19 protein-coding genes are annotated in these 26694 nt (G+C 73.1%); 8 read left to right on the forward strand and 11 right to left on the reverse strand.

Features of this window, described 5'->3' with window-relative positions:
- Nucleotides 1–3 precede the first annotated feature (3 nt).
- Complete coding sequence (locus OG294_RS04910; protein WP_327065146.1) at nucleotides 4–4821, reverse strand: DUF6603 domain-containing protein; 4818 nt, start codon at nucleotides 4819–4821, stop codon at nucleotides 4–6.
- 459 nt (nucleotides 4822–5280) lie between these two features.
- Between OG294_RS04910 and OG294_RS04915 the strand changes: the two genes are divergently transcribed.
- Nucleotides 5281–7491 (forward strand): ArnT family glycosyltransferase, encoded by a 2211-nt coding sequence (locus OG294_RS04915; protein WP_327065147.1) that lies wholly within the window; start codon nucleotides 5281–5283, stop codon nucleotides 7489–7491.
- Nucleotides 7492–7564: 73 nt separating this feature from the next.
- Here OG294_RS04915 and OG294_RS04920 read toward each other — a convergent pair whose 3' ends face one another.
- Nucleotides 7565–7768: a cold-shock protein gene (locus OG294_RS04920; RefSeq protein ID WP_327065148.1), complete on the reverse strand. Its 204-nt coding sequence runs from the start codon at nucleotides 7766–7768 to the stop codon at nucleotides 7565–7567.
- 343 nt (nucleotides 7769–8111) lie between these two features.
- On the opposite strand from OG294_RS04920, the gene OG294_RS04925 reads away from it, so the two are divergent.
- Nucleotides 8112–8690: an MgtC/SapB family protein gene (locus OG294_RS04925; protein ID WP_327065149.1), complete on the forward strand. Its 579-nt coding sequence runs from the start codon at nucleotides 8112–8114 to the stop codon at nucleotides 8688–8690.
- Nucleotides 8691–8694: 4 nt separating this feature from the next.
- Here OG294_RS04925 and OG294_RS04930 read toward each other — a convergent pair whose 3' ends face one another.
- The 3 genes from OG294_RS04930 to OG294_RS04940 all read right to left on the reverse strand — a co-directional run bounded on the left by OG294_RS04930 (nucleotide 8695) and on the right by OG294_RS04940 (nucleotide 11741).
- Entirely contained in the window at nucleotides 8695–8862 is a 168-nt protein-coding gene (locus OG294_RS04930) for a hypothetical protein (RefSeq protein WP_327065150.1), read from the reverse strand.
- Complete coding sequence (locus OG294_RS04935; protein ID WP_327065151.1) at nucleotides 8859–10610, reverse strand: hydrogenase maturation protein; 1752 nt, start codon at nucleotides 10608–10610, stop codon at nucleotides 8859–8861. The genes OG294_RS04930 and OG294_RS04935 overlap by 4 nt, the downstream gene beginning before the upstream one ends.
- 156 nt (nucleotides 10611–10766) lie before the next feature.
- Nucleotides 10767–11741, reverse strand: a complete 975-nt coding sequence (locus OG294_RS04940) for a LysR substrate-binding domain-containing protein (RefSeq protein ID WP_327065152.1) — start codon at nucleotides 11739–11741, stop codon at nucleotides 10767–10769.
- Nucleotides 11742–11811: 70 nt separating this feature from the next.
- Here OG294_RS04940 and OG294_RS04945 point away from each other — a divergent pair, with 70 nt between their 5' ends.
- Together OG294_RS04945 and OG294_RS04950 are read left to right on the forward strand one after the other, a co-directional pair.
- On the forward strand, nucleotides 11812–13065 hold the full coding sequence (locus OG294_RS04945; protein ID WP_442789108.1) for a YeiH family protein: 1254 nt from the start codon (nucleotides 11812–11814) through the stop codon (nucleotides 13063–13065).
- Nucleotides 13066–13291: 226 nt separating this feature from the next.
- Nucleotides 13292–14296 carry a GNAT family N-acetyltransferase gene (locus OG294_RS04950; protein WP_327065153.1) on the forward strand — a complete coding sequence of 335 codons (1005 nt, stop codon included), beginning with the start codon at nucleotides 13292–13294 and terminating at the stop codon, nucleotides 14294–14296.
- Here the strand turns inward: OG294_RS04950 and OG294_RS04955 are convergent.
- Nucleotides 14236–14661, reverse strand: a complete 426-nt coding sequence (locus OG294_RS04955) for a RidA family protein (RefSeq protein WP_327065154.1) — start codon at nucleotides 14659–14661, stop codon at nucleotides 14236–14238. The two genes, OG294_RS04950 and OG294_RS04955, sit on opposite strands and share 61 nt — an antisense overlap.
- Nucleotides 14662–14733: 72 nt before the next feature.
- On the opposite strand from OG294_RS04955, the gene OG294_RS04960 reads away from it, so the two are divergent.
- On the forward strand, nucleotides 14734–15666 hold the full coding sequence (locus tag OG294_RS04960; protein ID WP_327065155.1) for a LysR family transcriptional regulator: 933 nt from the start codon (nucleotides 14734–14736) through the stop codon (nucleotides 15664–15666).
- Between the two features lie 527 nt (nucleotides 15667–16193).
- Here OG294_RS04960 and OG294_RS04965 read toward each other — a convergent pair.
- Nucleotides 16194–17789: an MDR family MFS transporter gene (locus OG294_RS04965; protein ID WP_442789109.1), complete on the reverse strand. Its 1596-nt coding sequence runs from the start codon at nucleotides 17787–17789 to the stop codon at nucleotides 16194–16196.
- Between the two features lie 188 nt (nucleotides 17790–17977).
- On the opposite strand from OG294_RS04965, the gene OG294_RS04970 reads away from it, so the two are divergent.
- Nucleotides 17978–18574: a TetR/AcrR family transcriptional regulator gene (locus tag OG294_RS04970; RefSeq protein ID WP_327065156.1), complete on the forward strand. Its 597-nt coding sequence runs from the start codon at nucleotides 17978–17980 to the stop codon at nucleotides 18572–18574.
- Nucleotides 18575–18722: 148 nt separating this feature from the next.
- Here the strand turns inward: OG294_RS04970 and OG294_RS04975 are convergent, their stop codons facing one another.
- The 3 genes from OG294_RS04975 to OG294_RS04985 form a co-directional block, all read right to left on the reverse strand.
- Nucleotides 18723–19736 (reverse strand): chitinase, encoded by a 1014-nt coding sequence (locus OG294_RS04975; protein WP_327065157.1) that lies wholly within the window; start codon nucleotides 19734–19736, stop codon nucleotides 18723–18725.
- Nucleotides 19737–19775: 39 nt separating this feature from the next.
- Nucleotides 19776–21995 (reverse strand): N-acetylmuramoyl-L-alanine amidase, encoded by a 2220-nt coding sequence (locus tag OG294_RS04980; protein WP_327065158.1) that lies wholly within the window; start codon nucleotides 21993–21995, stop codon nucleotides 19776–19778.
- Between the two features lie 141 nt (nucleotides 21996–22136).
- On the reverse strand, nucleotides 22137–22775 hold the full coding sequence (locus tag OG294_RS04985; RefSeq protein WP_327065159.1) for a GPP34 family phosphoprotein: 639 nt from the start codon (nucleotides 22773–22775) through the stop codon (nucleotides 22137–22139).
- A gap of 299 nt (nucleotides 22776–23074) precedes the next feature.
- On the opposite strand from OG294_RS04985, the gene OG294_RS04990 reads away from it, so the two are divergent.
- Together OG294_RS04990 and OG294_RS04995 are read left to right on the forward strand one after the other, a co-directional pair.
- Nucleotides 23075–23671, forward strand: a complete 597-nt coding sequence (locus OG294_RS04990) for a TetR/AcrR family transcriptional regulator (protein ID WP_327065160.1) — start codon at nucleotides 23075–23077, stop codon at nucleotides 23669–23671.
- 94 nt (nucleotides 23672–23765) lie between these two features.
- The gene (locus tag OG294_RS04995; protein ID WP_327065161.1) at nucleotides 23766–25259 is read left to right on the forward strand and encodes a DHA2 family efflux MFS transporter permease subunit; all 1494 of its coding nucleotides are present in this window, start codon (nucleotides 23766–23768) and stop codon (nucleotides 25257–25259) included.
- A 96-nt stretch (nucleotides 25260–25355) separates the two neighbouring features.
- On the opposite strand, the gene OG294_RS05000 is transcribed toward OG294_RS04995, so the two are convergent.
- Nucleotides 25356–26501, reverse strand: coding sequence for a serine hydrolase domain-containing protein (locus OG294_RS05000; RefSeq protein WP_327065162.1), 1146 nt, complete (start codon nucleotides 26499–26501; stop codon nucleotides 25356–25358).
- Nucleotides 26502–26694: the final 193 nt, after the last annotated feature.

Genomic DNA, 26694 nt, shown 5'->3' on the forward strand with positions numbered 1-26694 from the left:
CGGTCACCTCGCGGCTGCGGTCAGGAGCGGGGGGTCGGTCAGGGTCTTGCCGGCCTTCTTCGCGGACTGGGTCAGCGGGCCGTCGCTGCCCGGCGCGACGCCGAGCCCGGCGAGCGCCTGGTGCAGCAGGGTGCGCTTGGCGGCGGTGGGCACCAGGGTGCCGGTGATCACGCCGACGCTCTCCTCGTCGTGCACCGGGGACTCACCGGCGACGGCGCCGTCGCGCAGCGGCATCCGGCTGGACGGCAGGCCCTCCACGTCCAGCGCCTTGGACGGGACGTCCCCGACGCCCAGCTGCTTCGTCGGCCCGGGGACGACGATGGTCAGCCCGGTCAGGCAGTCGTCCACCAGCCCGGGCTGCTTGAGGGCCTGGTCGGGGTCGTCCAGCGGTTCACCCCACAGGGCCTGCGGCATGCCCTCGACGGTGGGCGTGATCGTCCAGCCCTCCTCCTTCCAGTCGTACCGATCGCCCCGCTGGTCGAGGATCTCGACGACCTGCTCGCAGACCACGTCGTCCAGCCGCATCGGGCGGATGTCGATCCGGTCGTCCTCGCTGCCCGCGAACAGCCGACCGTTGAGGGTGATCTGCGAGGCGGGCAGCGCCGACTCCACCGACACGGTGAAGCCGTCGATCCGCACCAGCTCGGGCAGTTCGGCCGCGATGCGGGCCTCGGACTCGTCCTTGGTGACGTCCGGCAGCTCGCAGCCCTGCTTCAGCGCGGTGCGCGAAGGCGCGGGCAGCTGGAGCTGGAAGTCCTCCCAGGGCACCGGCGGCGCGCCCTTGCGGTCGGCGCCGAAGCCGATGGTGAAGGAGACGAACCAGACCTTCACCTTCGCCCGCCCGCCGATCGGCGGCAGCCACAGCTGCAGGCTGACGCTGACCTCCAGCGAGACCCGCACCCGCACGAAGAGCACCTTCACGGTGGCGGCGACACCGATGCTCAGGCCCAGGGCGAGGTCGGCGTAGAACGGCTTCCACTGCACCAGCGCGTCGACGTGGGCGGTGAACCACGCCTGCAGACGGATGTTGCCGCCCGCGTCGAAGACGGCCGCCAGCGCGCCGCCGATCATGAACGCGCCGTCGGTGAGCGCCGCGTAGGCCTGGGCCTTGATGGTGATCGGGCCGCGCTCCCAGAGCCAGCCGATCCGCGGCGGCTTCGGGTAGTACGCGGGGACCTCGAACTGCGGGTGGTAGCCGCCGGCGGAGAGCACGAAGCCCTTCTTGGTCCCGTCGGGCAGGTCCTTGCCCCAGACGTAGAGCGAGATGCCGCCGGTGAGCTGGGCGTCCGGGTCGAGGATGTAGGAGCCCTTGGCGATCACGGTGTCCATCGAGAAGCGGCCGAGCGCGGAGTCGTAGGCGAAGACGAAGTCGACGACGACCTTGCCGAGGCAGAGCTTGTTGACGGCCAGCGGCGCCGCCGCGAAGGCATCGCTGGAGGTGGGCACCACGGGCGGCAGCAGCAGCGTCGTGCTGCCCGCCAGCATCACCTTCCAGCCCGCCTCGCCCCACTCGACCAGCGCCAGTGCCCGCGCCTGGATGAAGCGGTAGACGGTGAACTCCATGCCGCCGGCCACCCAGTACTGGCCCCGCGCCGGGGTCACCCAGCCGCCCGCGCCGACCAGGTCGTTCAGCGCCTGCCCCGGGGTCATCTTCGGCTCGTCGGCCGTCGCCCCCAGGCGCTTGATGAGCGGGAAGGTGCCGAGGTCGGCGGTGGTGGGGATGCGCACGGTGCTGTTGATGCCGAAGCCGAGCACGACGCCGGTGAAGGTGACCGGGCCGATGCTGAACAGGCCGTTGACCATGTGCTTGCCGGCCACGAGCTCGGCGTAGGCGAAGATCGAGTCCCAGCCGTCCTTGTGCTTGGCCCAGCTGCCGGTCAGCTGCATGGCGAAGAGGTCGAGCAGCTCGATCTTGCCCGCGGCGCCGAACGCCAACTCGTAGTCGGGGCCGAGGTCCAGCCGGCTGAACGCGCCGGAGATCACCACCTTGGGCGGCCCGGGGCGCTCCAGCGCCAGGCTGGCGCCGCGCAGCACCGGCCCGACGTTCCAGTCCTTGTCCACGCCGAGGCCCAGGCCCAGCAGCTCGATGGTCAGCGGGCCGACCGCCATGGTGGCGTCGAAGGCGATGAACAGCTGCCCGTGGGCGTAGCCCAGGGCGGCGTGGCTGAACCGCACCGGGCCGAGCGCGTACCCGTCGAAGCGGCGCGCCTCCTCCTCGGCCCGCTCGCGGCCCAGCACCACGGTGCCGCCCTGGCCGAGCACCGGGAACTCCCGGTCGGCGGGGTGGACCAGGTCGAGCTTGCCGCCCTCGAAACCGAGCTTGGCCCAGATCACCGCCGTCCCGGGCTCGAAGTCGCCGGGGAGCAGGACGGGGAGCAGGCCGGCGGCCGTCGGGTCCGCGCCGGCGACGGCGGGGTCGACGGCGAACTCGGCCAGCAACTTGTTCAGTACGAGCACCTCGGCGGCCGTCCACCCCCGCCGGGTCGCGCCTTCGGTCACGCCGGCCCACGCGAGCTGGATGTCGCTCACGGTGACGTCGCGGTCCGGGTCGGTCTCGTCGACGATCGGCAGGTCCGAGGCCTTCGCCTGGACGGTGCCCCGGACCGCCACCAGGTAGCGGCGGAGCTTGGGGTCGTTGGCGGGCTGGACGACCAGCATCCAGCCGAAGAACGACGAGGTCGCGGCCACCAGGATCTCGTAGGTCCGGAAGTCGAAGCGCAGCGCGGCCGAGTACAGGCGCGGCATCAGCTGGTCGGGGATCACTCCGGTCACCAGGTCCGCGCCCAGGCCGAGCATGAGGTCGGAGGCCGGGACGCCCGCCTCGTCGTGCCAGCGGGCGATCAGCGCGATCGGCGGCGTGGGGCCGGTCGGCATCGGGACGGCGAACTCCATGTCGAAGCCACCGGGCAGGGTCAACGACAGGTGCGGGAACCGGGGGTGCACCTTGAACTGTTCGAGGTCGATGTCGAACCCGAGGCCGGGCAGGCCCAGCGAGATCCCACCGCCGAGCGTCAGCCTGACGTCGAAGGCGATGCGCAGCACCCAGTCGCTGCCGAAGTTCCAGTCCGGCTCGTCCACGGCCGGCCAGGTCAGGCCGATGCCCGAGAGCTTCAGCGGCCCGATCGTGAGCTCCGGGAACTCCACCCAGGACAGGTCCGGGGGCGTGAGCGGTGGCGGCCAGGGCATGCCCCAGGAGAGGGCGGGACGGTCGGGCAGGCGCCAGTTCACGTCCAGCGACCAGCCGGGACGGCCCGTGCCGCCGCCGGAGGAGTCCCAGTTCAGGGTGGGCCACCAGCCGTCCAGCCCGCCCGGGAACGAGCCGATCCAGTTGTTCAGCAGATCCAGTTGCGGCCGGCTGAGCCCGGAGCCGATGGCCGCCAGGCTGATCCCGTTGAGCAGGAAGTCGGGCAGCTCCGGCAGCAGGGTACCGATGAACGGCAGGTCGGCGAGCCAGGCTTCGAGCCCCTTGATCCCCAGCAGCGCGACCTTGCCCCAGCCCTCGGGGCCCGACAGCGACGGCAGGCCGGCCAGCACGAAACGCAGCCACGATGATTCGCCGGTCAGCTCGAAGTCGCCCACGCTCAGGTCGAACCGCAGTCCGAGGGCGGGCAGTTGCGGATTGAAGAGGTCCGGCAGCGACGGCAGTGAGACGTCGAAGAGCGCGAGCAGGTCGAGCAGCCGCTTGTCTCCCCCGCCGCCGGAGCCGTCCCACCAGCCGGTCAGCACTCCGAGCCCCGGCAGCCCGGGGAAGCCCGGCAGCTGCGGCAGTTCGGGGCCCTGGGGCACCGCGAAGGTCAAGTCCACGCCGCCCAGCGAGAGGCTGATCGAGGGCAGGCGCGGGATGACCGAGAAGTCACCCGCGTCGGGGAGGTCCGGGAGCGAGAAGTCGAATCCGACATCGGGGAGTTGCAGGTCGAGCCAGCCCAGGCCGATCGACAGGCGGAAGTACGCTCCCAGTCCGCTTCCGGCGCCGGAGCCCGTCGGCGGCCAGCGCAGACCGAAGCCCGAGAGCGTGAAGCGCCCGAGCGTCAGGGACGGGAACCCCGGCACCCAGCCGATCTCCGGCATCTTCAGCCGCACGGCCCAGACCTGCGGGTCCTGCTCGGGCAGCTGGTAGGCCGCGCCCACCCAGACGCCCGCCGCCAGCTCCCGCTCCGGCAGCAGCGGCCACCACCCCTGGCCCTCGACGGCCGCGGCCACCGCCTGGTTCACCGCCGTGCTCTGCACCGCGCTGAGCGCCCCGGCCGCCACGATCGCCTCGACGCCGTGCACCCCGATCAGCTCGCCGTCGGGGATCTCGCCCCCGATGTGCGGAAGTTCGGAGAGCAGCGCGCCGCTCTCCTTGACGCCGAGCAGCGCCACCAGCGGGCCGCCGATCGAGGGCGCGGCGAACACCAGCCGCAGGTGCTCGGTCTCCGCGCCGATGACCACCTGACTGTTCGTCAGATCGTACGTCGCCAGCAGTTGCCGCACCTCGGCCAGGAACGCCTCGGGCACCTCGCCGAGATCCAGCTCCCAGGCGGCGGCGAGTTCGACCAGGCCCACGGTCACGTCGATGCCGGCCTTGAGCCCCGTGACGTACTTCCGCGCCGCGTCGGCGAGGAACTCGAAGCGCAGCAGGGCCTCGCGGCCGTTCAGCAGTGCGGCCGTGCCGGTCACGGTCAGCTCGTCCCGGACGGCTTCCGTCACCCGAAGCACGAACTCTTTGCCCGCGCCGAACAGTTGGTAGAGCTCCGGCAGTTCGATCGAATCCAGCGGAAGGACGAAGTCCTCGCCCGGGGCCGGGAAGGAGTTGAGCAGGTCGGCGACTTCGAGAGCCATGGGAACGGAAGATCCTCTCGTGCGCAGTGGCGGGAGGCATGTGCCGGGGGCATCCGCGCCGGCGCGCCAAGGCCACCGTGCCACCGTGCCAACCAGTACACCCAGTGATGGGAGCACGACACAGTGTCCGACCGACACCCCGACGACGGGACGCCAGCCAGAATCCGCCAAACATGTGGAACGCACCCCACCGGCGGTCGCCCTGTGCCAACGATCGCATACGGATGGCATTTCACTCGGACGCCACACCGGCCTGAGCTGCGCTCCTGGCTTTCCGCGCCGCCCGCTCCGCCCGCCCGGCCCGCGCCCGGCCCGGCGGCCGACCCTTCCTGACGCGCCATCAATTCGGACGCATCAGCGGGCCACGGCAGGGGTAGTTCGCAGGATGAGCTGACAGCCTCTCAGGACCCTCACACCCGGCTCCCAGCATCGATGCTCCGTCCAGCAGGAGGTTCCCCCTTGTCCGCGACCGTCGTCGGTCATCCCCCCAACTCCGAGCAGGACCTCGGACGGGGCTCCGGAAGCACCCGCAGGCCCTGGGAGTTCTGGCGCTCCCCCGCCGACCAGCCCGGCTGGGCCAGACCGGCACTGCTGCTGACGGCCGCCGTCGCCGCCGTCCTCTACGCCTGGCACATCACCACCGCGGGCTACGCGCTCTTCTACTCCGACTCCGCGAAGAGCATGTCCGTCAGCTGGAAGGCGCTGTTCTACGGCGCCTGGGACCCCGGAGCCACCGTCACGCCCGACAAGCTCGCCGGTTCGTTCGTCCCGCAGGCACTCTTCGCGCGGCTGTTCGGCTTCCACGTCTGGTCGGTGACGCTCCCTCAGTGCATCGAGGGCGTGGTCTGCGTGCTGGTGATGTACCGCATGGTGCGCCGCTGGGCCGGGCCGCGGGCCGGGCTCGCCGCGGCGGCGGCGCTCACCTTCACGCCGGTGGCCGCGTCCATGTTCGGGCACTCGATGGAGGACGGCGGCCTGACCTTCTGCCTGGTCATGGCGGCCGACTGCTACCAGCGCGCGGTACTCGACGCGCGCCTGCGTTCGCTGCTGTTCGCCGGGGCCTGGGTGGGCCTCGGGTTCCAGGCCAAGATGCTGCAGGCCTGGATGATCCTGCCGGCGCTGGCCATCGGGTACCTGGTGGCGGCACCGACCGGGCTCCGCAAGCGGGTCGGTCACCTGCTGCTGGCCGGCCTGGTGTGTCTCGGGGTGTCGCTCTCCTGGATCCTGCTGATGACGGTCACCCCCGCCAACGACCGCCCGTACGTGGACGGCAGCACCAACAACAGCGCGGTCGCCATGGTCTTCGGCTACAACGGCCTGGAGCGGTTCGGCATCCACGTGCCGGGGTCGGTGCCCAACCTGGACTTCGGCGGCGGGGGCGCACCGCACGCCGCCCCGGGCGGCGGCGGCCCCACGGCCGGGGCACCGAGCATCGGAGCACCCGTCACCGGGGCACCCGCTGCTGGGGCACCGGCCGTCGGAGCACACCCCGGCGGCGCCCCGAGCGCGGCGCCGGCCGGAGCTCCCGCGAGCCTGGACGGCGGTTCAAGCTGGCTGAAACTCTTCCAGGGCCGCTTCGGCCCGCAGATCGGCTGGCTCTACCCGTTCGCCTTCCTCGCTCTGGCGTTCGGCCTGTGGTCGCGCCGCCGTGCCGGGCGCACCGACCGGCTGCTCGGCGGCTTCGTGATGTGGGGCAGCTGGCTGCTGGTCGTCGGCCTGGTCTTCAGCAAGATGAGTTCGATCCCGCACACCGCCTACATGGCCACCCTGGCCCCCGCCTTGGCGGCCCTGGCCGGCGCCGGCGGCGTGCTGATGTGGGACGCCTACCGCAAGAACGAGCGCGGCGCCTGGCTGCTGCCCATCGCCGTGGCCGCCGAGGCCGGCTGGGCCTGGTACCTCGGCCACTTCACCCCCGGCTTCCTGCCCTGGCTGAAGTGGCTGGTCCTGGCCGCCACCGTGCTCGGCGTCGCGGCCATGGTGTGGGGCCGGCTCAGCCGCCACTCGCCCTCCCGCCTGCTGCTGGTCGGCCTGCTCACCGGCCTGGCAGGTGCCGCCGTGACGCCGGTCGCCTGGTCGGCCTCGGTGCTCGACCCGAAGTACGCGGGCAGCTCCTTCGACGCCCTCGCCGGGCCCTCCGACGGCGGGCTCGGCGCGATGCTGACCAAGATGATCGCCGCGGGCGGACCGGGCGGCGCCCCCGCCCCGGCGGGCTTCGGCGGGCCCGGCGGCGACATCAGCAGCAGCCTCTCCGGCGACCAGCGCAAGCTGTACGACTACGTCAAGGCCCGCCAGGACGGCGCGAAGTACGTCCTCGCCGTCGACAACTGGATGTCGGCCTCGCCCTACGTCCTGGCCACCGGCGACACCGTGCTGCCGATGGGCGGGTTCAGCGGCACGGTGCCCGCGCCGTCGGCCGGCAGCTTCGACTCCCTGATGCGCGGCGGCGCCGTCCGGTTCGTCCTGGTCCAGGGCGCCGGCGGAATAAGCTCCTTCTTCGGCGGAAACAGCAGCGGCACGGCGGTCGGCCGGATCGACGGCTGGGTGACGCAGAACTGCGCCGAGGTCCCCGACACCGCCTTCGGGGTGGCCGAGCAGAGGCCGGTCGGGCTCTTCGGTGACGCCACCGGCGTCGGCGGCACCCTCTACAACTGCACGCGGCCGTCCGCCTGAGTCACGGAGGCGGACAGCAGGGCGCCCCGCACCAGAAGGTGCGGGGCGCCCGAGTGCGCCGCAGCGCCGGGGGTCAGGCCGGGCGGATGTGCTCCGCCTGCGGGCCCTTCTGGCCCTGGGTCACGTCGAAGGTGACCTTCTGGCCCTCCTGGAGCTCACGGAAGCCCTGGGCGTCGATGTTCGAGTAGTGGGCGAACACGTCAGGACCGCCACCCTCCTGCTCGATGAAGCCGAAGCCCTTTTCCGCGTTGAACCACTTCACGGTACCGGTGGCCATGTTGTTCTCCTTCTCAACGGACGTCGGTCAGGCCTCGCGAGGTGCGAGGGCCTGGAGGTAATCGCCTAGGTCCGGAGAAGCGCTGCTGGACAGCAAAACCGCCCGCGGCATGTCACCGCGGGCGAGAACTTCGGAACCACGACTGCTTAATTCAAACGTTACACCTTAACCACCCCGGCGCCACCGTTCCGTCCAAAGACGCGCCGGATTCCGTCATCCCGCCCGCCCGACAGCGTCGCCGAACCGCCCGTCCGACCCGGCCCGCACCGGTCGGCCGGGGCCGGGACGGGCCGGGGGGGGAGTCCGTGCTCGGGGGTTCGAGGGGCTGGGATTGAATGCGGGCATGATGCACGAGATCCCGATGACCGGACACCTGCTGGCCGCGTTCGCGCTGACCTACACCATCGGCTTCGAGCGCAACCTGCGCGGAGCCGCTGCCGGGGACCGGACGTTCTCGCTGATCGGGGTGGGTGCCGCGCTGGTGGCCGTGCTGGCGCAGAACGGTGCGCCCAATGCGCTGACCGGGGTGATCACCGGTGTCGGCTTCATCGGCGGCGGCCTGACGTTCCGGGAGAGCCGGGCGAACGGGGAGGTGGTGCGCGGCGTCACCACGGCCGCCACCATCTTCGCCGCGGCGGCGATCGGCGCGGCGGCCGGGGAGGGGCTGCTGCTGTTCGCCTGCACCGGGACGCTCCTGACGTTGCTTTCGCTGGAGATCCGGCACATCCCCGGGCTGCGCTTGCTGGACGGCCGGCGGTGGGCGCGTCCCTACGCCGAGGACGAGGACCTGGACGACGACTGCTCCCCCGCCGCGCTCGACCCCGCCGACGAGCAGCTGCTGGACGAGGCGGCCCGCACCGAGGCCTCACGGGCCGAGGCGGCCCGCGCCGAGGGCCGCGCGGTCGCCGCCGCCCGTCCGTGAGCCGTCAGCCCTCCTGCTCCCCCGCCTGGCCCCGCAGGCCGGCCCACCAGGTCAGTGCGAGGCAGAGCGCGTAGTAGCTCAGGGACGCCAGGTACGCCGCGTAGCCCCGGTCGCCGTCGAACACCTCGATCGCCCGCCACCCGGTCGGCCGACTCACCTGACGTGACGTCAACTCGGCTCCCCAACACCGGTCAGGTGCGGCGGCGTGCTGTGCACCGGGTGCTTGCGGACGAAGGCGGTGCGCAGCGCATGGTACGGCTCGTCCGGATCGAAGAAGGTGCGACGCATCAGCGCCAACTCCTCCTCCCGGTAGGCGTCGAGCGGCTTGATCGCCTCGTCGCGCTCACGGCCGAGCTTCTTCGCGGCGATCCGCTCCTGCAACCCGGGCCCCGCCGCGAGCAGCGCCGCGAACCGGGCGACCTCGCGCCCGAACTCCCCCGGGGTCGCCGGGATCACCCGGTCCACCAGGCCGAGTTGCTGCGCGCTCGCCGCGCTCACCGGCAGCGCGCGCCGGGTGAGGCGATCGGCCGCTGCCGCGCCGACCCGGCTCGGCAGCGTGTAGGTCCAGTACTCCGAGCCGTGCAGGCCCATCAGGCGGTAGTGCGGATTGAGCACCACGCCCTCGCGGCACCAGACCTCGTCCGCCGCCAGGGCCAGCATCGCACCGCCCGCCGCCGCGTTGCCGCCGACCGCGGCCACCACCAACCGGTCGGTGGTGGTGATGAGTTCGGCCACCAGGTCGTCGATCGCGTTGATGTTCGCCCAGGACTCCGCGGCCGGATCGGCCGCCGCCTCGATCACGTTGAGATGGATGCCGTTGGAGAAGAAGTCCCGGCCGCCGCCCAGTACCAGGACCGAGGTGGGTCGGGCGAGGGCGTGCCGGTAGGCCGCCAGCAGCCGCCGGCACTGTTCGGTGCTCATCGCACCGCCGGGGAAGGAGAACCGCAGGAACCCGACCGGCCCATCCTCGTGGTAGTCGATGTCCGTCCAACTACCCTTCCCCTGGGGCGAGTCCGGCACCCCCGACCGACGCTGCGCAGCGGACGGCGAAAAGAGCGAGGGCAGTGGGGGCAGCTCCGGCAGCACGGGGAGCCGGTCGCCGAGCGCCAGCGTCGCGGGCAGCTTGAAGGTCGCCGGACCGCCGGGCCGTCGGCGCGGGCGCAGTTGGGGGATCCAGACCGCGCCGTCCACCGTCGCCCGGCACAGCGCGCCCGCCCGGGTGGCCAGCAACTCGCCTGGCTTGCCGCGCAGTTCACGCTCCGGATGACCGCCGTGCAGATACCACTCGGCACCCAGCAGCTCGTCCAGCACGCCGGGCTGGGAGTCGGCGGCGCGCAGCTTGCGCAGCACGGTCGCCGTCGGATCGCCCGCCCAGTCGATCCGCCGCAGCCGCTGATCCAGGTAGGGCCGGGTGTGGTCGGGGACGGCCCAGCCGGGACCGCGCTGGGGCCGCGGGAGGTACGTCCCCGAGGCGAAGCGCCGCACGGCGAGCAGCACCGCGCGCAGCGCCGCGTCCGCGATCTCGCCCCGGTACAGGTCGCTCTTGCCCACCGGCGGCAGCTCGCACTCGGCGTGCGCCCAGACGTCGCCGGCATCCATCAGCTCGTCCGCCTGGAGCACGGTCACCCCCCAGCGCTCGGCGCCCTCGTGGATCGCCCAGTCCAGCGCGGACGGCCCCCGGTCACCGAGCGGCCCGGGGTGCACGATCAGGCAGGTGTGCGCGGTCCAGACGTCCCGCGGAACGGCGGTCTTGAGCATCGGGGCCACGATCAGCTCGGGCCGGTACTTCCGCACGGCCTCGCGCAGCGGGTCGTCGCCCACCATCAGATGGACGGCCGGACGGTGCCCGCGATCGCGCAGTTCGACGAAGACCCGCTGGGTGAGGCTGTTGAACGCGCTCGCGACGAGCAGGATCCGCATGATGGCCTCCGAGCCCACCGGGCCCGGTTCGAGGGAGGTGGCCCGGCCAGCTGCGAGCTTCCCGCACCACGGCACGGCCCCCGGCGCAAACCCGCCGGAACGTCACCCGACCGGCCGACGCCACCCGGGCCCGCCACCGCACCGGTCGCCCACCGGTCACGCGGCGGGCGTCGAGCGCCGGGCCACCTCCAGCAGGTGCAGCGCGGCCTGTGGCAACTCGCTGCCGCTGGCCCAGATCGCCCGCAGGCTCCGGGCGAGCGGCAGGTCCTCGGCGACGGCGATCTCCACCAGCCGTCCCGCCGCGAGGTCCTCGGCCACCGCGAGCTCGGACAGGACGGCCGGCGCCGCCCCCTGGGCGGCGGCGCTGCGCAGCGGCGCGGTGGAGCCGAGTTCGAGCAGCGGGACGGACGGACCGTCCCAGGGACGCAACGCCCGCTCCAGGGTCTCGCGGGTGCCGGAACCGGTCTCGCGCAGCAGCAGCGGCGTCTCGGCGAGCTCGGCGCCGGTCAGCGGCTCGCTCCGGCGGGCCCACGGGTGACCGGGGGCGACGACGACGACCAGGCGGTCGCGACCCACCAGCGCGGACCGGAAGTCCCGGGGGACGAAGGGACCCTCGGTGAAGCCGAGGTCGGCCTCGGAGCGCCGCAGCGCCTCGATCACCTGGTGGCTGTTGGTCACCCGCAGGCCCACGTGGGTGGCGGGGTGCAGCTGGCGCAGGGTGACCAGCCAGCCGGGCAGCAGGTACTCGGCCAGGGTGAGGCTGGCGGCCACCCGGAGGTTGCCCTGCTGCTGCGCGCGCAGCGCCGCCAGGCCCTCGGTCAGTGCCTGGGCCTGGCTCAGCACACCGCGGGCCCAGTCGGTGACCACCAGTCCGGCGGGGGTGAGCCGGGAGCCGGCGGTCGAGCGCTCCAGCAGTTGCAGACCCAGGCGGCGCTCCAGGGTGGTCATCCGCGAGCTGGCGGTGGGCTGGCTGATCGACAGCTTCGCCGCCGCCTGGCCGATGCTCCCACTCTCCGCGACCGCCACCAGCAGTTCGAGGGAGTGGAGGTCGAACGGCCGCCGGGCCGAGGTGGACGGCTCGGCGGCACTTGCGCCGGGGGGATGCGCGGGGTCGATGGGGGAAGCTGCCATAGGAAAACCCTATGGCATGGGAAGAAACTGCCTGCTACCGGCGGTGCGCGGCCCGCAGCAGGGTGACGGTATGACGATCCTCCCGCCACCGTCGCGGCCCGACAGCCGCCCGATCAGCCCCGCGCGCCCACCCGCCGCCGAGCGCCCTGCCCCGGCCCCGGCCGCCACACGCGGATCGGCCGCCGCCCCCGGGCCGGTCACCGGCACCACGCCGGTCATGGGCGCCACGCCGGTGGCCGGCGGCGGGCGGGCCGCCGCGGCGGCGCGGTGGGTCCGCACGACCGGCCCCGGGATGGGCGCGGTGGCGGTCGCGGTCACGGTGGCCTGGGCGGTGAACCTGGCGCTGCCGGCGATGTCCCCGCTCACCGCGGCGGTCGCGCTGGGCGTGCTGGCCGGCAACCTGCGCACGCTGCCGCCCCGCACCCGCCCCGGGTTGACCTTCGCGGGCAAGCGGCTGATGCGGGTCGCCATCGCACTGCTGGGCCTCAAGCTCGCCCTCGGCGACGTCCTCGCCCTGGGCTGGCAGACGCTGGCCGTGGTGGTGGTCGTGGTGGCGGCCACCTTCTTCGGCACCCAGTGGCTCGGCCGGCGCCTGGGCCTGCCGGGCGACCAGCCGCTGCTGATCGCCACCGGGTTCTCGATCTGCGGCGCCTCCGCCGTCGCGGCGATGAACGGGGTCACCGACAGCGAGGAGGAGGACGTGGTCACGGCGGTCGCCATGGTCACGCTCTGCGGCTCGCTCGCCATCGCGCTGCTCCCGCTGCTGCACCACCCGCTGGGCCTGAGCGACCTCCAGTTCGGCCGCTGGACCGGCGCCAGCGTCCACGACGTGGGCCAGGTGGTGGCCGTCGCCCAGACCGCCGGGCCGACCGCGCTGGCACAGGCCGTGGTGGTCAAGCTCATGCGGGTGGCCCTGCTCGCCCCGATCGTGACCGGCGTCGCGATCGCCCGCCGCCGCGCCCGGGCCGCCTCCCCCGCTTCGGCCGCTTCGGCGCAGACGGCGCAGACAGCGCAGACAGCGCAGATGGCGCAGACGGCGCAGACGGCGGGCACGAAGGCCAAGCGGCCACCGCTGGTGCCGCTGTTCATCGTGGGCTTCCTCGCCTTCGTGCTGCTGCGCACCACGGGCGCGGTGCCGCTCCCGGTCGTCAACACCACCGAGCAGGTCGACGAACTCCTGATGGCCGCCGCACTCTTCGCACTCGGGAGCACGGTGAACATCCGCGGCCTGCTGCGCACCGGACGGCGGGCGGTGCTGGTGGCGGGGGCTTCCTGGCTGCTCATCGCACTCATCGCGTACGCCGGGGTGCTGCTGACCACCTGACGCCCACCGGCCGATCGCCTGCCCGCCCACGGCGGTCGCCGCCCGCCCGGCCAGGCGATCGCCGCCCCGCGCCGGCCCGAAGCCGCCGATCCGCTCGTCACGGCCGTGCCGCCCGTCACAGCCGTGCCGTCCGGCGCACCCTGACGGTGCGCCAGCGCATCGGCGGTGGCGTCGTACCACGAAATCCAGTGGCGCGGCGCCGCCGCCGGGTGCAGGGTGTTGGGTCATGCAGATTCGCGAGATCGATCCAGCCCGGCGGCCCGCTGACCTGGCCGCGATCCTGCCCGCCGCCCGCGCCGTCCTCGGTGAGCAGCTGGGCGACTTCCCGGCGCTTCCGGCGAGCCTGTTGCACCTGTGGTGCCTGCCCGACTGGGCGGGGCGGAGCACCGTCTTCGCCGCCTTCGACTCCCCCGAGGCGACCGTCGCCGACGGCCTGTCCATCACGGAGTGGGACACCGACACCAACCCGGAGCTGCTCAGCACCTGTGTGTGGGTCGCCCCGCACGCGCGGCGCCGCGGCGTCGGCTCCGCGCTCTTCGAACGGGTGCTGCAGCTGAGCACCGAACTCGGGCGCCCGCGGGTGGTCACCAACGCCGCCGCCACCGTGCCCGTCGACGCGCTGCTCACCGCCCGCGGCGGGCGGCTCGTGGAGACGGTGACCCGGTCGGTGCTGGACCTGCGCGCCGTCGACCGCGCCGCGTTCGAGCTGACCGCCCGCGCCACACCGAAGAACTCCCGCTACCAGCTGGTGCGGTGGACCGACCGCTGCCCCGAGGAGCTGCTCGACGCGTTCTGCACCGCGATGGACACCATGTCCGACGCACCGCAGGGCGACATGGTCTACGAGCACGCGCTGAACGACCGCGCGCGACTGCGCGGCCGTGAGGAGATCAGCATCCGGTCCGGCGTGCGGCGCAAGGTGCTGGCCGCCGTCGCGCCGAGCGGCGAGATCGGCGGCTTCACCATGTTCATCAGCCCCCCGGACGGTCCCGAGAGCCTCGACATCTGGGACACCGGCGTGCCCCGCGACCACCGCGGGCTGGGCCTCGGCCTGCGGCTCAAGGCCGCGCAGACGCTCTGGATGCTGGACGAGTTCCCCGCCGCCAGGGCGGTGCAGACCTTCAACAACTCCGACAACCACCACATGCTCGCGGTCAACCGGGCCCTCGGCTACCGGGCGGCCGAGCAGTGGTCCTGGTTCGAGTTCGACAACTCCGCCCGGCGGGCGTAGACCTCGATCTCGATCTTCATCCGGGGATCGGCCAGGCCGCAGACCATCATGGTCGCGGCCGGCCGGACCTCGCCGAAGCAGCGGCGCAGGGCGGGCCAGCACGGCTCGAAGTCCTCGCGCCGGGGCAGCAGGTACCGGACCCGCACCACGTCGGCGAACGAGCAGTCCGCCTCCGCCAGCGCCTGCCCGATGTTGCGCAGGCACTGCTCCGCCTGTTCCACCACGTCCTCGGAGATGGTCATCGCCGCGTAGTCGAATCCCGTGGTGCCCGACACGTGCACCCAGTCGCCGTCGACCACCGCCCGGGCGTAGCCGATCTGTTCCTCGAAGGTGGAGCCGCTGAGAATCGCTCGTCGTTCCGTCATGCCGCGAAAGCTAGGCAAGCGGCGGTGATATGTCCAATAGCGCGCGATGCATCGTGTGATATCTCCAGAGGTATGGAAGACTCCGCCGACCACGGCACCGACCATCGCCCCGAACTGGCCCTCCCGCAGGTGCACGCCTTCGTGCTGCTCGCCGAGGAACTCCACTTCGGGCGCACGGCGGAGCGGCTGGGCATCGCACAGCCACCGCTGAGCCAGCAGATCCGCCGGCTGGAGGCCAAGGTCGGGCACCCGCTGTTCACCCGCGGGCCCGGCCGGATCGCCCTCACCCCGGCGGGACACGAGCTGCTGCCGGCCGCCCGGCGCGCGCTCGACGAGCTGGCCACCGGGCTGGCGGCGGCCCGCCGCACCGGTGACGGCGAGCAGGGCCGGCTGCGGATCGGCTTCTCCGCCTCGCTCGCGCTGACGCTCCTGCCCGGTCTGCTGCGCACCCATCGGGACCGGTACCCGGGCGTGGACCTGGAGATCCGCGAGATGACCACCGCTCCCCAGGTCACGGCCCTGCGCGAGCAGTTGCTCGACGTCGGACTGCTGCGCGAGCCACCGCGGGAGCCGTGGCTGGCCAGCGAGACGCTGCTGAGCGAGGAGTTCGTCGCCGTGCTGCCGGCGGCCCATCGGCTGACGGCCCGCCGCGTCGTGCCCGTGGCGGCGCTGGCGGACGAGCCGTTCGTGCTGCTGCCGCGCGAGGCCGGACCCACGGTGCACGACCGGATCCTGCGCCTGTGCCGCGCGAGCGGGTTCGAGCCCCGGCTCGGCCAGCAGGCAGTGGAGTGGCAGACGGTCAGCGCACTGGTCGGCGCGGGGCTCGGGGTCTCGCTCGCCCCCGCGAGCATCCGCCGGATCCGCCTCAAGGGGGTCGCCTACCGCCGGATCGACCCGAGCGGCGAGCGCACCACGGTGGCGATGGCCTGGCGCGCCGGGGAGCAGAGCCCGCTGGTCGCACGGTTCCTGGAGTCGGCGCGGCGCGGCGTCCTCGGCGAGGAGTGACCCGTGTGGCATGAGCCGGGTGAGTGGGGCGGCAGTCGTGCTGCTCACCCGTCCGGCCCAGCGTTGGGCCGGTTCGGTCACCATCACGAGTGAACGGCTGACACGAACGAGTGGGACCGGTTGATCCAGCGTGCGGGCCTCGCCCGTTCCCGATTCACTTGCCCCCCGTGACCAGAATCCTCATCAACCAGGTGCCGGCTGGCGCGAGTTGCGTGTCCAGCTGGCTTCCGCCCCACCTTCCGCAGCAGCCGGTCCGGCCTGACGAAACGTCACAGCTCTTAGCCATGACCCCGCTGGCCACCAGAACGGCACTGACCACCCTGGCCGCGCGAGCCGCCGCACGGGCTGCCGTGGCCGCAGCGGTGGCTGCGGCGGAGTCCCAGCGGCAGAGTCCCAGCGGCAGAGCGGCGGCTGATCACCGACCGATCTGCGGCTGATCGGTCGGTGCTCGGTCGGTGCTCGGTCGGTGCTCGGCCGACTGGACCCCCGGGGCGGCAACCGCTCCGGGGCTCCGGCGTGCCGCAGCGTCAACGAGCCTTCAGCGCAACGGGTTCGGGCCCCGCGGCGGCCGGCCCGGCCGGCTTGCCGCGCAGCGGGACTTCCTTGACCAGCAGCGCGGCCACCAGGGCGACGGCGCAGAACGCGGCGGCGAGCATGAAGACCCGCTGGGTGCCGGTGGCGACCGCGTGCAGGTAGGCGGCCCTGGCGGCGGCGGGCAGCTGGGCCAGAGCGCCGCTGCCGGGGTTCGCACCCGGCGCGCCTTCGGCGGCGCCGGTGACCCCGGCGGTGGCGTGGGTGAACAGCGCACCGAAGAGCGCCACGCCGAGCGAGCCGCCGACGGTGCGGAAGAGCTGGGTGGCCGCCGAGACCACGCCCAGGTCACGCGGCTCGACGCTGTTCTGCGCGATGGTCGTGGTCATCTGCATCAGGAAGCCGAGACCGATGCCGGCCAGCGCCAGGTAGAGGCCGGTGACGGCGCGCGGGGTGGCGGTGCCCATGGTGGCAAGCAGCGCGGTGCTCAGGGCCAGGAAGCCCGCACCGAGGATGGGGAAGATCCGGTACCGGCCGGTGCGGGACATCACCTTGCCGGCGACATTGGAGACCAGCGCGATCGGAACCATCATCGGCAACAGCAGCAGGCCCGAGTTGGTGGCCGAGGCCCCCTGCACGCTCTGCTGGAACAACGGCAGGTAGAGCGTGGCGCCGAACATCACCGCGCCGGCCGCGAAGACCATCACGCAGACCAGCCTGACGTTGCGGTCCGCGAAGATCCGCAGCGGCAGCACCGGCTCGGCCGCCCGCCGCTGTCGGCCGACGAAGAGCACCAAGCCCAGCACGCCCACGGCACCGAGCGACAGGATCTGCCAGGAACCCCAGGCGTAGGTGGTACCGGCCCAGCTCGCGGCCAGCACGATCGAGCCGATGGTGGCGGTCAGCAGGACGATGCCGGGCCAGTCGATCCGTGCCTTGGCGCGTCCGGCGGGCAGCCTCAGCAGCACCGCGCACCAGACGACGGCGAGCAGGCCGAGCGGAAGGTTGAGGTAGAAGGCCCAGCGCCACCCCAGATGACCGGTGACGAAGCCGCCGAGCAGCGGCCCGCCGACGGTACCGATCGCCATCACGGAGGCAGTCATACCCTGGTAGCGGCCCCTCTCGCGCGGCGGCACCAGCGCGCCGACCAGCGCGAACGCCGTCGCACCGATACCGCCGGCACCCAAGCCCTGCACGGCCCGGAAGCTGATCAGCGCGGTCATCGAGGTGGCGGCGCCGGCCAGCACCGAGCCGAGCAGGAAGACCACGATGGCGCTGAGGAAGACCCGCTTGCGGCCGAAGAGGTCGCCGAACTTGCCCCAGACCGGCGTGGAGACGGCTGTGGCCAGCGCATAGGCGGTCACCACCCAGGAGATGTGCGCGAGTCCGCCCAGGTCGCCGACGATCGTCGGCATCGCGGTGCCCACGATGGCGTTGTCGAGCATCGCCAGCAGCATGGCCAGCATGATGCCGAGCATGGTGAGCCGGATGCGCCTGGGGCCGACAGCCGATTCGGCTGCCACGGCCGAGGGGGCGGCCACGGGGGTCGAGCGTGCCGAGGGCGTTGAGGGTGTCGAGGGGGAAACGGGCATGGCTGATCACGCCTCTCACAAGGGTGTTCGAAGGCAGCCGGGGGCACACGCCGGCCCGGCAGCGGCAGAGGAGGTCGACTGCTGGCTCTGGTGCCGCCGCGCCGACCCCCTCAGAAGACCACACCGATTCAGAAAGTGCAACGAGTCAACTTTCTAAACCAGACAACCAAAGGGGGTAGAGTGACACCATGACCGACACGACCACGGGCACCCTGGGCCGCCGGGAGCGCAAGAAGGCCGCCACCCGCCAGGCGCTGGCCGACGCGGCCCTGCGACTCTTCCTCGAACGCGGCTACGACCAGGTGAGCGTGCGGGAGATCGCGGACGCCGCCGACGTCTCCACCACCACCCTCTTCGCGCACTTCCCCGGCAAGGAGGCGCTGGTCTTCGACCAGGACTCCGAGATCGAGGACGCGCTGGTCGCGGCCGTCCGCGACCGGGCCCCCGGCCAGTCGATCCCGGCCGCCCTCCGCGATCGACTACTGGAGCACGAGGGCCCCAGCGAGGCGGATCCCGCCCAGGCCGCCTTCCTGCAGCTGGTGCGCAGCACCCCTGCGCTGGACGAGTACAGCCGCCGGATGTGGCTGCGCCACGAGCAGGCCCTGGCCCACGCGATCGCCGAGGCGGTCGGCGCCCCCGAGGACGACCTGCCCAGCGCCGCCCTGGCCCGCTTCGCCCTGCAGAGCAGGAACCTCGCCGACGGCCCGGACGGGCGCCGGGCCGGCATCGAGTGCGCCTTCGAGCTGCTGGAGCACGGCTGGCACGCGACCCACGGCGACAGGTGACGGGTTGCAGTTGACGGACGACGACGACGGACGACGGGCGACCGCTGAGCGCTGACCGCCGCCGGCTAACGGCTAACGGCTAACGGCTAACGGCTGCCAGCCGACACCCGACAGACGCCGACTGACAGCTGACAGATTTCAGAAACTGTCATCCGTTCGCAGATCCCAGGATGCGCGAGAACGCATATGGACTCTGCGCAGTCCCGCTGCACGTCTCGGACCGGGTGCCCTCCACCGCGCACGCCTTGTCCCGGCCGAGCGACCAGAAGGAGAGCAGCCGGATCCCCTGCTCCGCGGCGAACGCTGCCAACCGGCCGGCGTCGCCGGTGGAGAAGACCTCCTTGCCGCCGCCGTTGAGCCCGATCATCGGGGTGTTGCCCTCCATCGCCCAGAGCCGGTCGGCGCTCTTCTCCGGCCAGATCTGGGCGAGTTGGCTGTGCAGACCGGCCGCCGCGGCGGTCGCGGCGGCGCCCATGTCGAGCTCGTCCCCGTAGTTCATCGTCATGATGTTGACCACGTCCACGTCGAGGTGGTGCGCCTGGGCGCTGCGCAGCAGGTCCAGCGCATCGGGCGACAGGCCCCAGGGGTTGACCGGCAGCGTGTACTGCACGGCGAGGTCGTGCCCGGCGGCGGCGTACTCCTGCCGGAGCTCGGCGAGGGCTTCGTTGCGACGGTCGTTGGCCTGCCGGTCGTCCAGCGTGTCGCCCTCGACGTCGAAGTCGATCCGGGTCAGCGCAAAGGTGTCCACCACGCTCCGGTAGGCGGCCTTCAACGCGTCCACCGTCGCGCAGTCGGGGGCGAGTTCACGTCCGCCGCCGCCGAACGAGACGATCACGTCGCCGCCCGCGGCCCGCAGCCGTGACACCGCCGCGAGCCAGTCCGGCAGCGCCCCGGCGGACATGCCGTCGTAGACGACGTGGCAGCCGCCGTCCCCGATCACGAACCCGAGGGTGAAGTACCGCAGACCGGCTGCCGCTCCGGCCGCCGCGAGGCTGTCGGGCGGATCCCACAGGCCCACGTAGGGCGCGGTGAAGTGGGCGGGGAAGGCCGCGCGGGCGCCTTCCGTCTCGTCGCCGACGGCCCGCGCCGGTGCGGCCGACAGCAGGGCGGCACTCAGCACGAGCAGCGCGGACAGCGCCTCGATACGGACACGACGGGACAACAGGCGCTCCCCTGCAAGGACTTGGTGCACTCGACACCGCTAACGGACGACCCGCACGTCGGCGGAGTTCAGGAACGCCAGCCGGTGGTTGAAACGGATCGGGTAGTAGGTGTCCTTGCCGACCACCAGCGTGCGGTCATTGGGGGCGTCGCCGTTGATGTTCTCGTCGTAGAAGTACTGCCCCGGTTGCGGCGTGCTCTCGGCCGCCAGGTACTCCTGCCCCGCTGCGATGGTCGCGCTGACCGGCACCACCGCGGGTGCCTTGATGGCCGGGTAGGGCGCGTAGGCGGCGGCCTCCGGGTAGGCGCGGCCGTAGACCGGGATCGAGGCGAGTCCCGAGCGCGGCGTCAGCAGCACCGGCCCGGCGGACGCCTCGTCGGAGTCGGTCGCATCGGCCGGCGTGGCCGGCCCGACCAGTGCGGCCCAGTCGGCCAACTCGTCGAAGACCGACGCGTAGGGCGAAAGCTTGGGCGCCGCACGCCGGTTGGTCCGAGCGGCGTGCCCGCCCGGGTTGGCGAACCAGCACTTCTGCCCGTCGTACCAGATCGACGTCCAGTCCCCCTGCTCGTCGGCGACCGCGTAGGTCGCGCCGGTCACCGCCTTGTCGCTCCAGTCGTCGGCCCTGGTCCCGCCGTTGTTGATCAGCGGCGAGTCGGTGCTCGGCCCGGTGCGCAGGTAGACGAAGTTCTCCGGCCGGGCCGCGACGCCCGAGACCGGCGGCTCGTTGGTGCTGTCGAAGGCCGGGGCGATGGTGACCGTGTCACCGGGCTGCGGCGGGGCGTCGGTGCCGGGCGGGATCGGCGCGCCCAGCAGTTCGAGGTAGTGCGCCCAGTCCCAGAAGGTGCCCGGATCCCAGTGCATGCCGGCGATGTCGGCCTGCGTGGGGCCGGGCACGTCGTCATGCCCGATGATGTGCTCGCGGTCGAGCGGGACGCCGAACCGGGCGGCGAGGTAGCGCACCAGCTTCGCGGAGGACTGGTAGAGCTGCTCGGAGTACCAGGTGGGCCGGTCGTCCGGCAGTGCGAAGCCCTCGTGCTCGATCCCGACACTGTGCATGTTGATGGTCTTGTTGCCCGCGTGCCAGGCGATGTCCTTGGTGTGCACCAGCTGCGTGACGTGGCCGTCCGAGGAGCGCACCAGGTAGTGCGCGGTGGCCTGCTCGTTCGGGTTCTGGAAGGACGCGATCGCCCCGGCGTAGTCGCTCTCGGTGTCGTGGATGACGATGTAGCGGATCGCCTGACCGTCGGCGGGCCGGTTGGCCGGGTTGTAGTTCCCGTACGAGGTGGGGTCCTTGGGGTCGGTCAGCGCGTACGCGGCCGGGGTGTAGTCGCAGCCGAGGTCGCTCGGGCACTCGACCTGCTCGGCCGCGTCCCGCGGGGTGGCGGCCGACGGGCGGTCGACCGCCAGGTCCGGGCGCGCGGGCAGGGTGATGCGCTGCCCCTCGGAGGTGGTCCGGGCGGCCCCGGCGCGCACGGTCGCGAAGACCCGGTCGGCGAAGACCCGGCCCGCCGTGGCGTCCTGGCCCGTCAGGCCGCCCTCGCCGTAGCGGGCCACCGCGCCGTACCACCGGCCCGGGTCCGTGCTGTGGGTGCTGCCGCCGCCCGCCTGCTGGTAGCGCGCCAGCAGGGCCGCGCCACCGCGGATGTTCTGCGCGGTGTCGGCGCGCAGTTGCGCTGCCGGGCGGTGGATCAGTGCCGCGGCGGCGTCCAGCGTGTGCAGCGCCGGGGAGTCGGTGACCGGGGGCCGGGCGGGGGCGGCGGGCCGCGCCTGCGGATGGCCGGGCCGGTCCCCGCCGGGCCGGTCCTCGCCGCGCCCGCTCTGCCCCCGCGCCGTGTCGCCCAGCACCGCTCCGACCGGCGCGGTGCCGGCCGCCGCGTTGCCGGTCGCCCGCGCGGCGTTCTCGGCGGCGACGTCGACGTCGGTCAGGCCGAAGACGCCGTAGTTGCCCGTGGTGCTCGGCTGTCCCCGGTGCGACTCCCAGCGGCTCTCCTGGTACGCCAGCGCCAGCAGCACGCTCTGCGGCACCCCGAACTCCGTGGCCGCGGCGGCGAACTGCCGGGCCAGCCCGCCCGGCGCGGCCGGGTCGCCCACATCGCCCGCCGCCCGGGCCGGGCCGGCCAGCCCGGCCCCGCCGGCGGTCGCCACGGCGACCAGCAGCGCCGGCCAGCGCAGGCGGCGCGCGGGGCCGGGCGGCGCGGAGCGGCGGGTGGTCGGCTGGGGCGCGGTGAGCCGCGGGGCGGCGGCCGGTCGTTTGGGCATGCCACGGTTCTAGCGTGCGTGACGGGCGATCACGTGGAGTGACACTCCCGCCGAGCCGGTCGGCGGCTCCACACCACCCCGTCGCGCGCCGAGCGAGTGCGACGGCGCGCGGGCGGCAGGCCGAGGGCGCGTGGCAGCGGCTCAGTCACGCTTTCTGCGCTCCCGCACCACGCGGCGCAGCGCGAGCAGGACCGGACTCGGGACCAGCGCCCGCAGCTCGGTCAGCCGGGCCCGCTCGGCCCGGCGCCGCGCGCAGCTCAGCGCGGTGCGGATCCCGCACTCCGCGGCCAGCACCACCAGGGCGGCCTGCCACGGCTGGACGTCGTCGATCGGCCCGGCGAGCGCCGCCTCGACCGCGCCGGCCAGCTGCTCCCGCGCCGCCTCGTCGCACAGGAACGGCCGCAGCGCGGGGAAGCGACCCGCGCCGCGGTCCTCGGCGAACCGCACGAAGCCGCCCTCCCGCAGCCGCTCGTCGATCGCCCGGCCGATCGCCGTGGTGCCCGCGGGGCGCTCGATCAGGACGTCCCACCGGGCGGACTGCCGCTGCGCCAGCGCGCTCCCGCACAGGATGCCCTGCAGCTCCGGGGCGAGCCGGGCGGACACCGCGCCGCGCCGCTCAGCCAGGCCGATCCGGTCCACCAGCAGGCCCCGCAGCAGCAGATCGGTCAGCGCCGCCGCGTGCAGAGCGAAGTCCAGGTCGAGATAGCCGGCGGGCCGTCCCGAATCGGGCTGGAAGGCCAGCAGCCGCAGCCGGCCGGCGAGGGTGTCGGGCAGGTTCAAGGCAGTACTCCACTCTGCTCGGGCCGGAGGGTTCGGTCCGTCGAGCGCGGCCGGCCCTGACCGACGGCGTTCGACCCCGCCCCGGCGGCACCGACCCGGCGGCCGGCCAGGCCGGTCCCCCGTCGGCGCCGCACCGAGGCGGGCCCTGTAGGCGGAAACGTGCGCCGGTGGCCGGGAGGTTCGCAGCGCCCCGGGTGGCGGAACCCGTCCCACCGTTTAGCGAAACGTTTGCGTTTCGATAAGGCCCGGAGTACCGTCAGGTGTACGAAACCGTTTCGTTCCACGAGAGGTCCGGCGCCATGGACACCGCAGCCCCGTCGTCATCCGGCCGCCGGAGCAGACTGACCCCCGAGCGTGCGGGCGAGCTGTTCACCGCCGTGCTGGAGCTGGTCAAGGAGTCCGGCTACGAGGCCATGACGATGGACGCCGTGGCCGCCCGGACCCGCAGCAGCAAGGCCACCCTCTACCGCCAGTGGAACGGCAAGCCGCAGTTGGTCGCGGCGGCCCTGCGGCACCACAAGCCCGGCAACACCAACGACATCGACACCGGCAGCCTGCGCGGCGACCTGCACGAGCTGGCCCGCCGCACCGAGGAGAGCGCGCCCGACACCGAGCTGCTCGCCGCCGTCAGCCACGCCATCCTGCGCAACCCCGAACTCGGCGAGGCGCTGCGCGAGCACATCATCGAACCCGAGCGGGCCTCACTCGCGGCCGTCCTGGACCGCGCCGAGCGGCGCGGCGAGATCCGGCCCGACGCGTCGGCGCGCGAGTTCCTGATGCACATGCTGGTCGGCATCCTGCCCGCCCGCAAGATCGTCGAAGACCGTTTCGTGGATGCCGAGTTCATGATCCGCTACATCGACTCCGTCATCCTGCCGGCCCTCCGGCACAGCTGACGCAGCGTCGCGCCAGCCCTTTCTGACACACCGTCACGTTCAGCCCGCGCACACCTCCGTCCCACACCTCCGTCTTTCCTGGAGCTGCTTCGCCATGTCCCGGACCACCGTCGGCGCACCCGTCGACCTCACGCCCGCCACCCAGGCGCCCGCGCCCAGGCGTTGGTGGATCCTGGCCGTGATCGGCCTCGCCCAGCTGATGGTCGTGCTCGACGCGACCATCGTGAACATCGCCCTGCCCTCGGCCCAGCACGACCTCGGCTTCAGCGACGCCAACCGGCAGTGGATCGTCACCGCCTACTCGCTCGCCTTCGGCAGCCTGCTGCTGCTCGGCGGCCGACTGGCCGACCTCTTCGGTCGCAAGATCGTCTTCCTGATCGGCGTGGCCGGGTTCGCCGCCTCCTCCGCGCTGGCCGGAGCCGCCGGCAACTTCGAGGTGCTGGTCACCGGGCGCGCCCTGCAGGGTCTGTTCGGCGCACTGCTGGCACCCGCTGCGCTCTCGCTGCTCAACACCACCTTCACCGACGCCAAGGAGCGGGCCAAGGCCTTCGGCGTGTACGGCGCGATCGCCGGCGCAGGCGGCGGTCTCGGCCTGCTGCTGGGCGGCCTGCTCACCGAGCACCTGAGCTGGCGCTGGACGCTCTACGTCAACCTGGTCTTCGCCGCCATCGCCTTCGCCGGCGGCCTGATCCTGCTGCGCCGCGGCGCCCCCGCGCACCGCCCCAAGCTCGACCTGCCCGGCACCCTGCTGGTCTCGGGCGGCCTGTTCGCGCTGGTCTACGGCTTCTCCAACGCCGAGAGCCACCACTGGTCCTCGCCGCAGACCTGGGGCTTCCTGCTCGCCGGCGGCCTGCTGCTGGCCGTCTTCACCTGGTGGCAGACCCGCGCCGCGCACCCGCTGCTGCCGCTGCGCGTGCTGCTCGACCGCAACCGCGGCGCCTCGTTCCTCGCCGTGGCGATCTCCGGCGCGGGCATGTTCGGCGTCTTCCTCTTCCTGACCTACTACCTGCAGGCCAGCCTGCACTACTCCCCCGTCAGCACCGGCCTCGCCTTCCTGCCGATGATCGGCGCGCTGATGGTCAGCGCACAGCTGTCCACCAGCCTGCTGATCCCGCGCCTGGGCCCCAAGCCCGTCGTGCCGCTCGGCATGGGCATGGCCGCCGCCGGCATGGCCTGGCTGACCGGACTGGGCCTGGGCAGCAGCTACCCCGCGCACATCCTGCCGCCGCTGCTGGTCGCCGGCTTCGGCCTGGGCCTGGTGATGCCGCCGGCGATGAGCCTGGCCACCGACCGGATCTCCGCCGAGGACGCCGGGGTCGCCTCTGCCGCCGTCAACACCATGCAGCAGATCGGCGGTTCGATCGGCACCGCCCTGCTCAACACGCTGGCCGCCAGCGCCGCCACCAACTACCTGGCCGGCAAGCAGCCCTCCCCGGCCAACGCGGCCCAGGCCGCGCTGCACAGCTACGCCACCGCCTACTGGTGGTCGGCCGGCTTCTTCGCCGCCGGCCTGGTGCTCACCGCGCTGCTCTACCGCCGCGGCCGTACCCAGCAGGACCCGAACGCGCCGAAGGCCGTGCACATGTAGTGCGGGCTCGAGGTGTGCCGCCGGGGCGGGGATCGTGTGGGCGATCCCCGCCCCGGTTCCGTCCCACCCGCGCACGTACCGGGCAGGCCGGGCCGATCAGGCGCCCAGGCACTCCCGGACCGCGGTGACCAGGCGGTTGGCGCGCGCATCGCCGTGGCCGATCATCCGGTTGGCGACGTAGCCGAAGCCCACCCCGAACTCGTCGTCCCCGAAGGCGAACTGGCCGCCCATGCCGTCGTTGCCGAAGCTGCGCGCACCGAGCATCGGACGGAACCGCGGGCCGTCGAGCAGGAAGCCCGAGCCCCAGCGGACGCCGACGTCCGGGAAGCCCGACCAGGAGGCCCCCGCCGACAGCTCCCGCACCGCCTCCGTGACGGTCTGCTCGCTGAGCAGCCGCGCCGAGCCGTCGATCCCGGTGGCCGCCGCGGCGTACAGCCCGGCCAGGCCGCTCGCCGAGGAGACCGCGCCGGCACCCGGGAACTCGGCGCGCAGCAGCGCCGGGTCGTTGAAGCCGTGCGGCTCCTCGAGGCCGGGCACGGCGAGCGCGCCGTTCATCGTCACCATCCGCATGATCAGCGACTCGGGGTCCGGCATCGCCGGGCGCCCTTCGGCCTCCACCAGGCGGGCCAGCCGCGCGAGTTCCTCCTGCGGCAGGCCGATCCAGGTGCGCAGGCCCAGATCGTCGGCGACGGCCTTGCGGAACCACGCGCCCGGGGTGAGCCCGGTGATCCGGCGGATCACCTCGCCGAGCAGGAAGCCGAAGACGTGCCCGTGGTACTCGTAGGCCGTACCGGGCTCCCAGAGCGGCTGCTGCTCCTCGATCGCACGGACCACCGGCGTCCAGCGGACGACCTCCTCGAAGCTCAGCTTCTGGTCCAGGACCGGCAGGCCGGCCCGGTGGCCGAGCACCATCCGCGCGGTGATCGCCTCCTTGCCGTGCCGCGCGAACTCCGGCCAGTAGCGGGCGATCGGGGCATCCAGGTCCAACTGCCCGTCCTGCGCGAGCAGGTGGGCGCAGAGGCTGACGACGCCCTTGGCGCAGGAGAAGACCGGGACCACGGTGTCCTGCTCCCAGGCCCGGCCGCTGCGCTGGTCCGCGACACCGCCCCACAGCTCCACCACCTTGCGGCCGCCCACGAACACCGTGACGGCTGCGCCGAGTTCACCGAACTCGGCGAAGTTCTCGGCGAAGACGTCCGCGACCGCGGCGAATCGCTGGTCGGCCCACCCGCTGTGCTCCACTGGTTCCCTGCTCTCACATTTCGAGTCTTCGGCGCCCCCTCGGCGCATACGACCTGGTCACCATAGGTGCCCCGGCCGGTCGGGCTCCACCGGATTTCCGCCCCGCGGACCACCGCCCTGCCACCCGGGACCCGCTGCTAGGGTGACTGCCGTTCACCGGGCCACAGCGCGTGCCAGTGTGGCTGCGGCCCTC

Source organism: Kitasatospora sp. NBC_01302 (assembly GCF_035976515.1).
In the GTDB taxonomy this organism is placed as follows: Bacteria; Actinomycetota; Actinomycetes; order Streptomycetales; family Streptomycetaceae; genus Kitasatospora.

Bases quoted from the DNA above. Each gene is read 5' to 3' on its own strand.
- OG294_RS04910 (WP_327065146.1), bottom strand. From the start codon at position 4,821: ATGGCTCTCGAAGTCGCCGACCTGCTCAACTCCTTCCCGGCCCCGGGC.
- OG294_RS04920 (WP_327065148.1), bottom strand. From the start codon at position 7,768: ATGGCCACCGGTACCGTGAAGTGGTTCAACGCGGAAAAGGGCTTCGGC.
- OG294_RS04925 (WP_327065149.1), top strand. From the start codon at position 8,112: ATGATGCACGAGATCCCGATGACCGGACACCTGCTGGCCGCGTTCGCG.
- OG294_RS04935 (WP_327065151.1), bottom strand. From the start codon at position 10,610: ATGCGGATCCTGCTCGTCGCGAGCGCGTTCAACAGCCTCACCCAGCGG.
- OG294_RS04940 (WP_327065152.1), bottom strand. From the start codon at position 11,741: ATGGCAGCTTCCCCCATCGACCCCGCGCATCCCCCCGGCGCAAGTGCC.
- OG294_RS04945 (WP_442789108.1), top strand. From the start codon at position 11,812: ATGACGATCCTCCCGCCACCGTCGCGGCCCGACAGCCGCCCGATCAGC.
- OG294_RS04950 (WP_327065153.1), top strand. From the start codon at position 13,292: ATGCAGATTCGCGAGATCGATCCAGCCCGGCGGCCCGCTGACCTGGCC.
- OG294_RS04955 (WP_327065154.1), bottom strand. From the start codon at position 14,661: ATGACGGAACGACGAGCGATTCTCAGCGGCTCCACCTTCGAGGAACAG.
- OG294_RS04960 (WP_327065155.1), top strand. From the start codon at position 14,734: ATGGAAGACTCCGCCGACCACGGCACCGACCATCGCCCCGAACTGGCC.
- OG294_RS04965 (WP_442789109.1), bottom strand. From the start codon at position 17,789: ATGCCCGTTTCCCCCTCGACACCCTCAACGCCCTCGGCACGCTCGACC.
- OG294_RS04970 (WP_327065156.1), top strand. From the start codon at position 17,978: ATGACCGACACGACCACGGGCACCCTGGGCCGCCGGGAGCGCAAGAAG.
- OG294_RS04980 (WP_327065158.1), bottom strand. From the start codon at position 21,995: ATGCCCAAACGACCGGCCGCCGCCCCGCGGCTCACCGCGCCCCAGCCG.
- OG294_RS04990 (WP_327065160.1), top strand. From the start codon at position 23,075: ATGGACACCGCAGCCCCGTCGTCATCCGGCCGCCGGAGCAGACTGACC.
- OG294_RS04995 (WP_327065161.1), top strand. From the start codon at position 23,766: ATGTCCCGGACCACCGTCGGCGCACCCGTCGACCTCACGCCCGCCACC.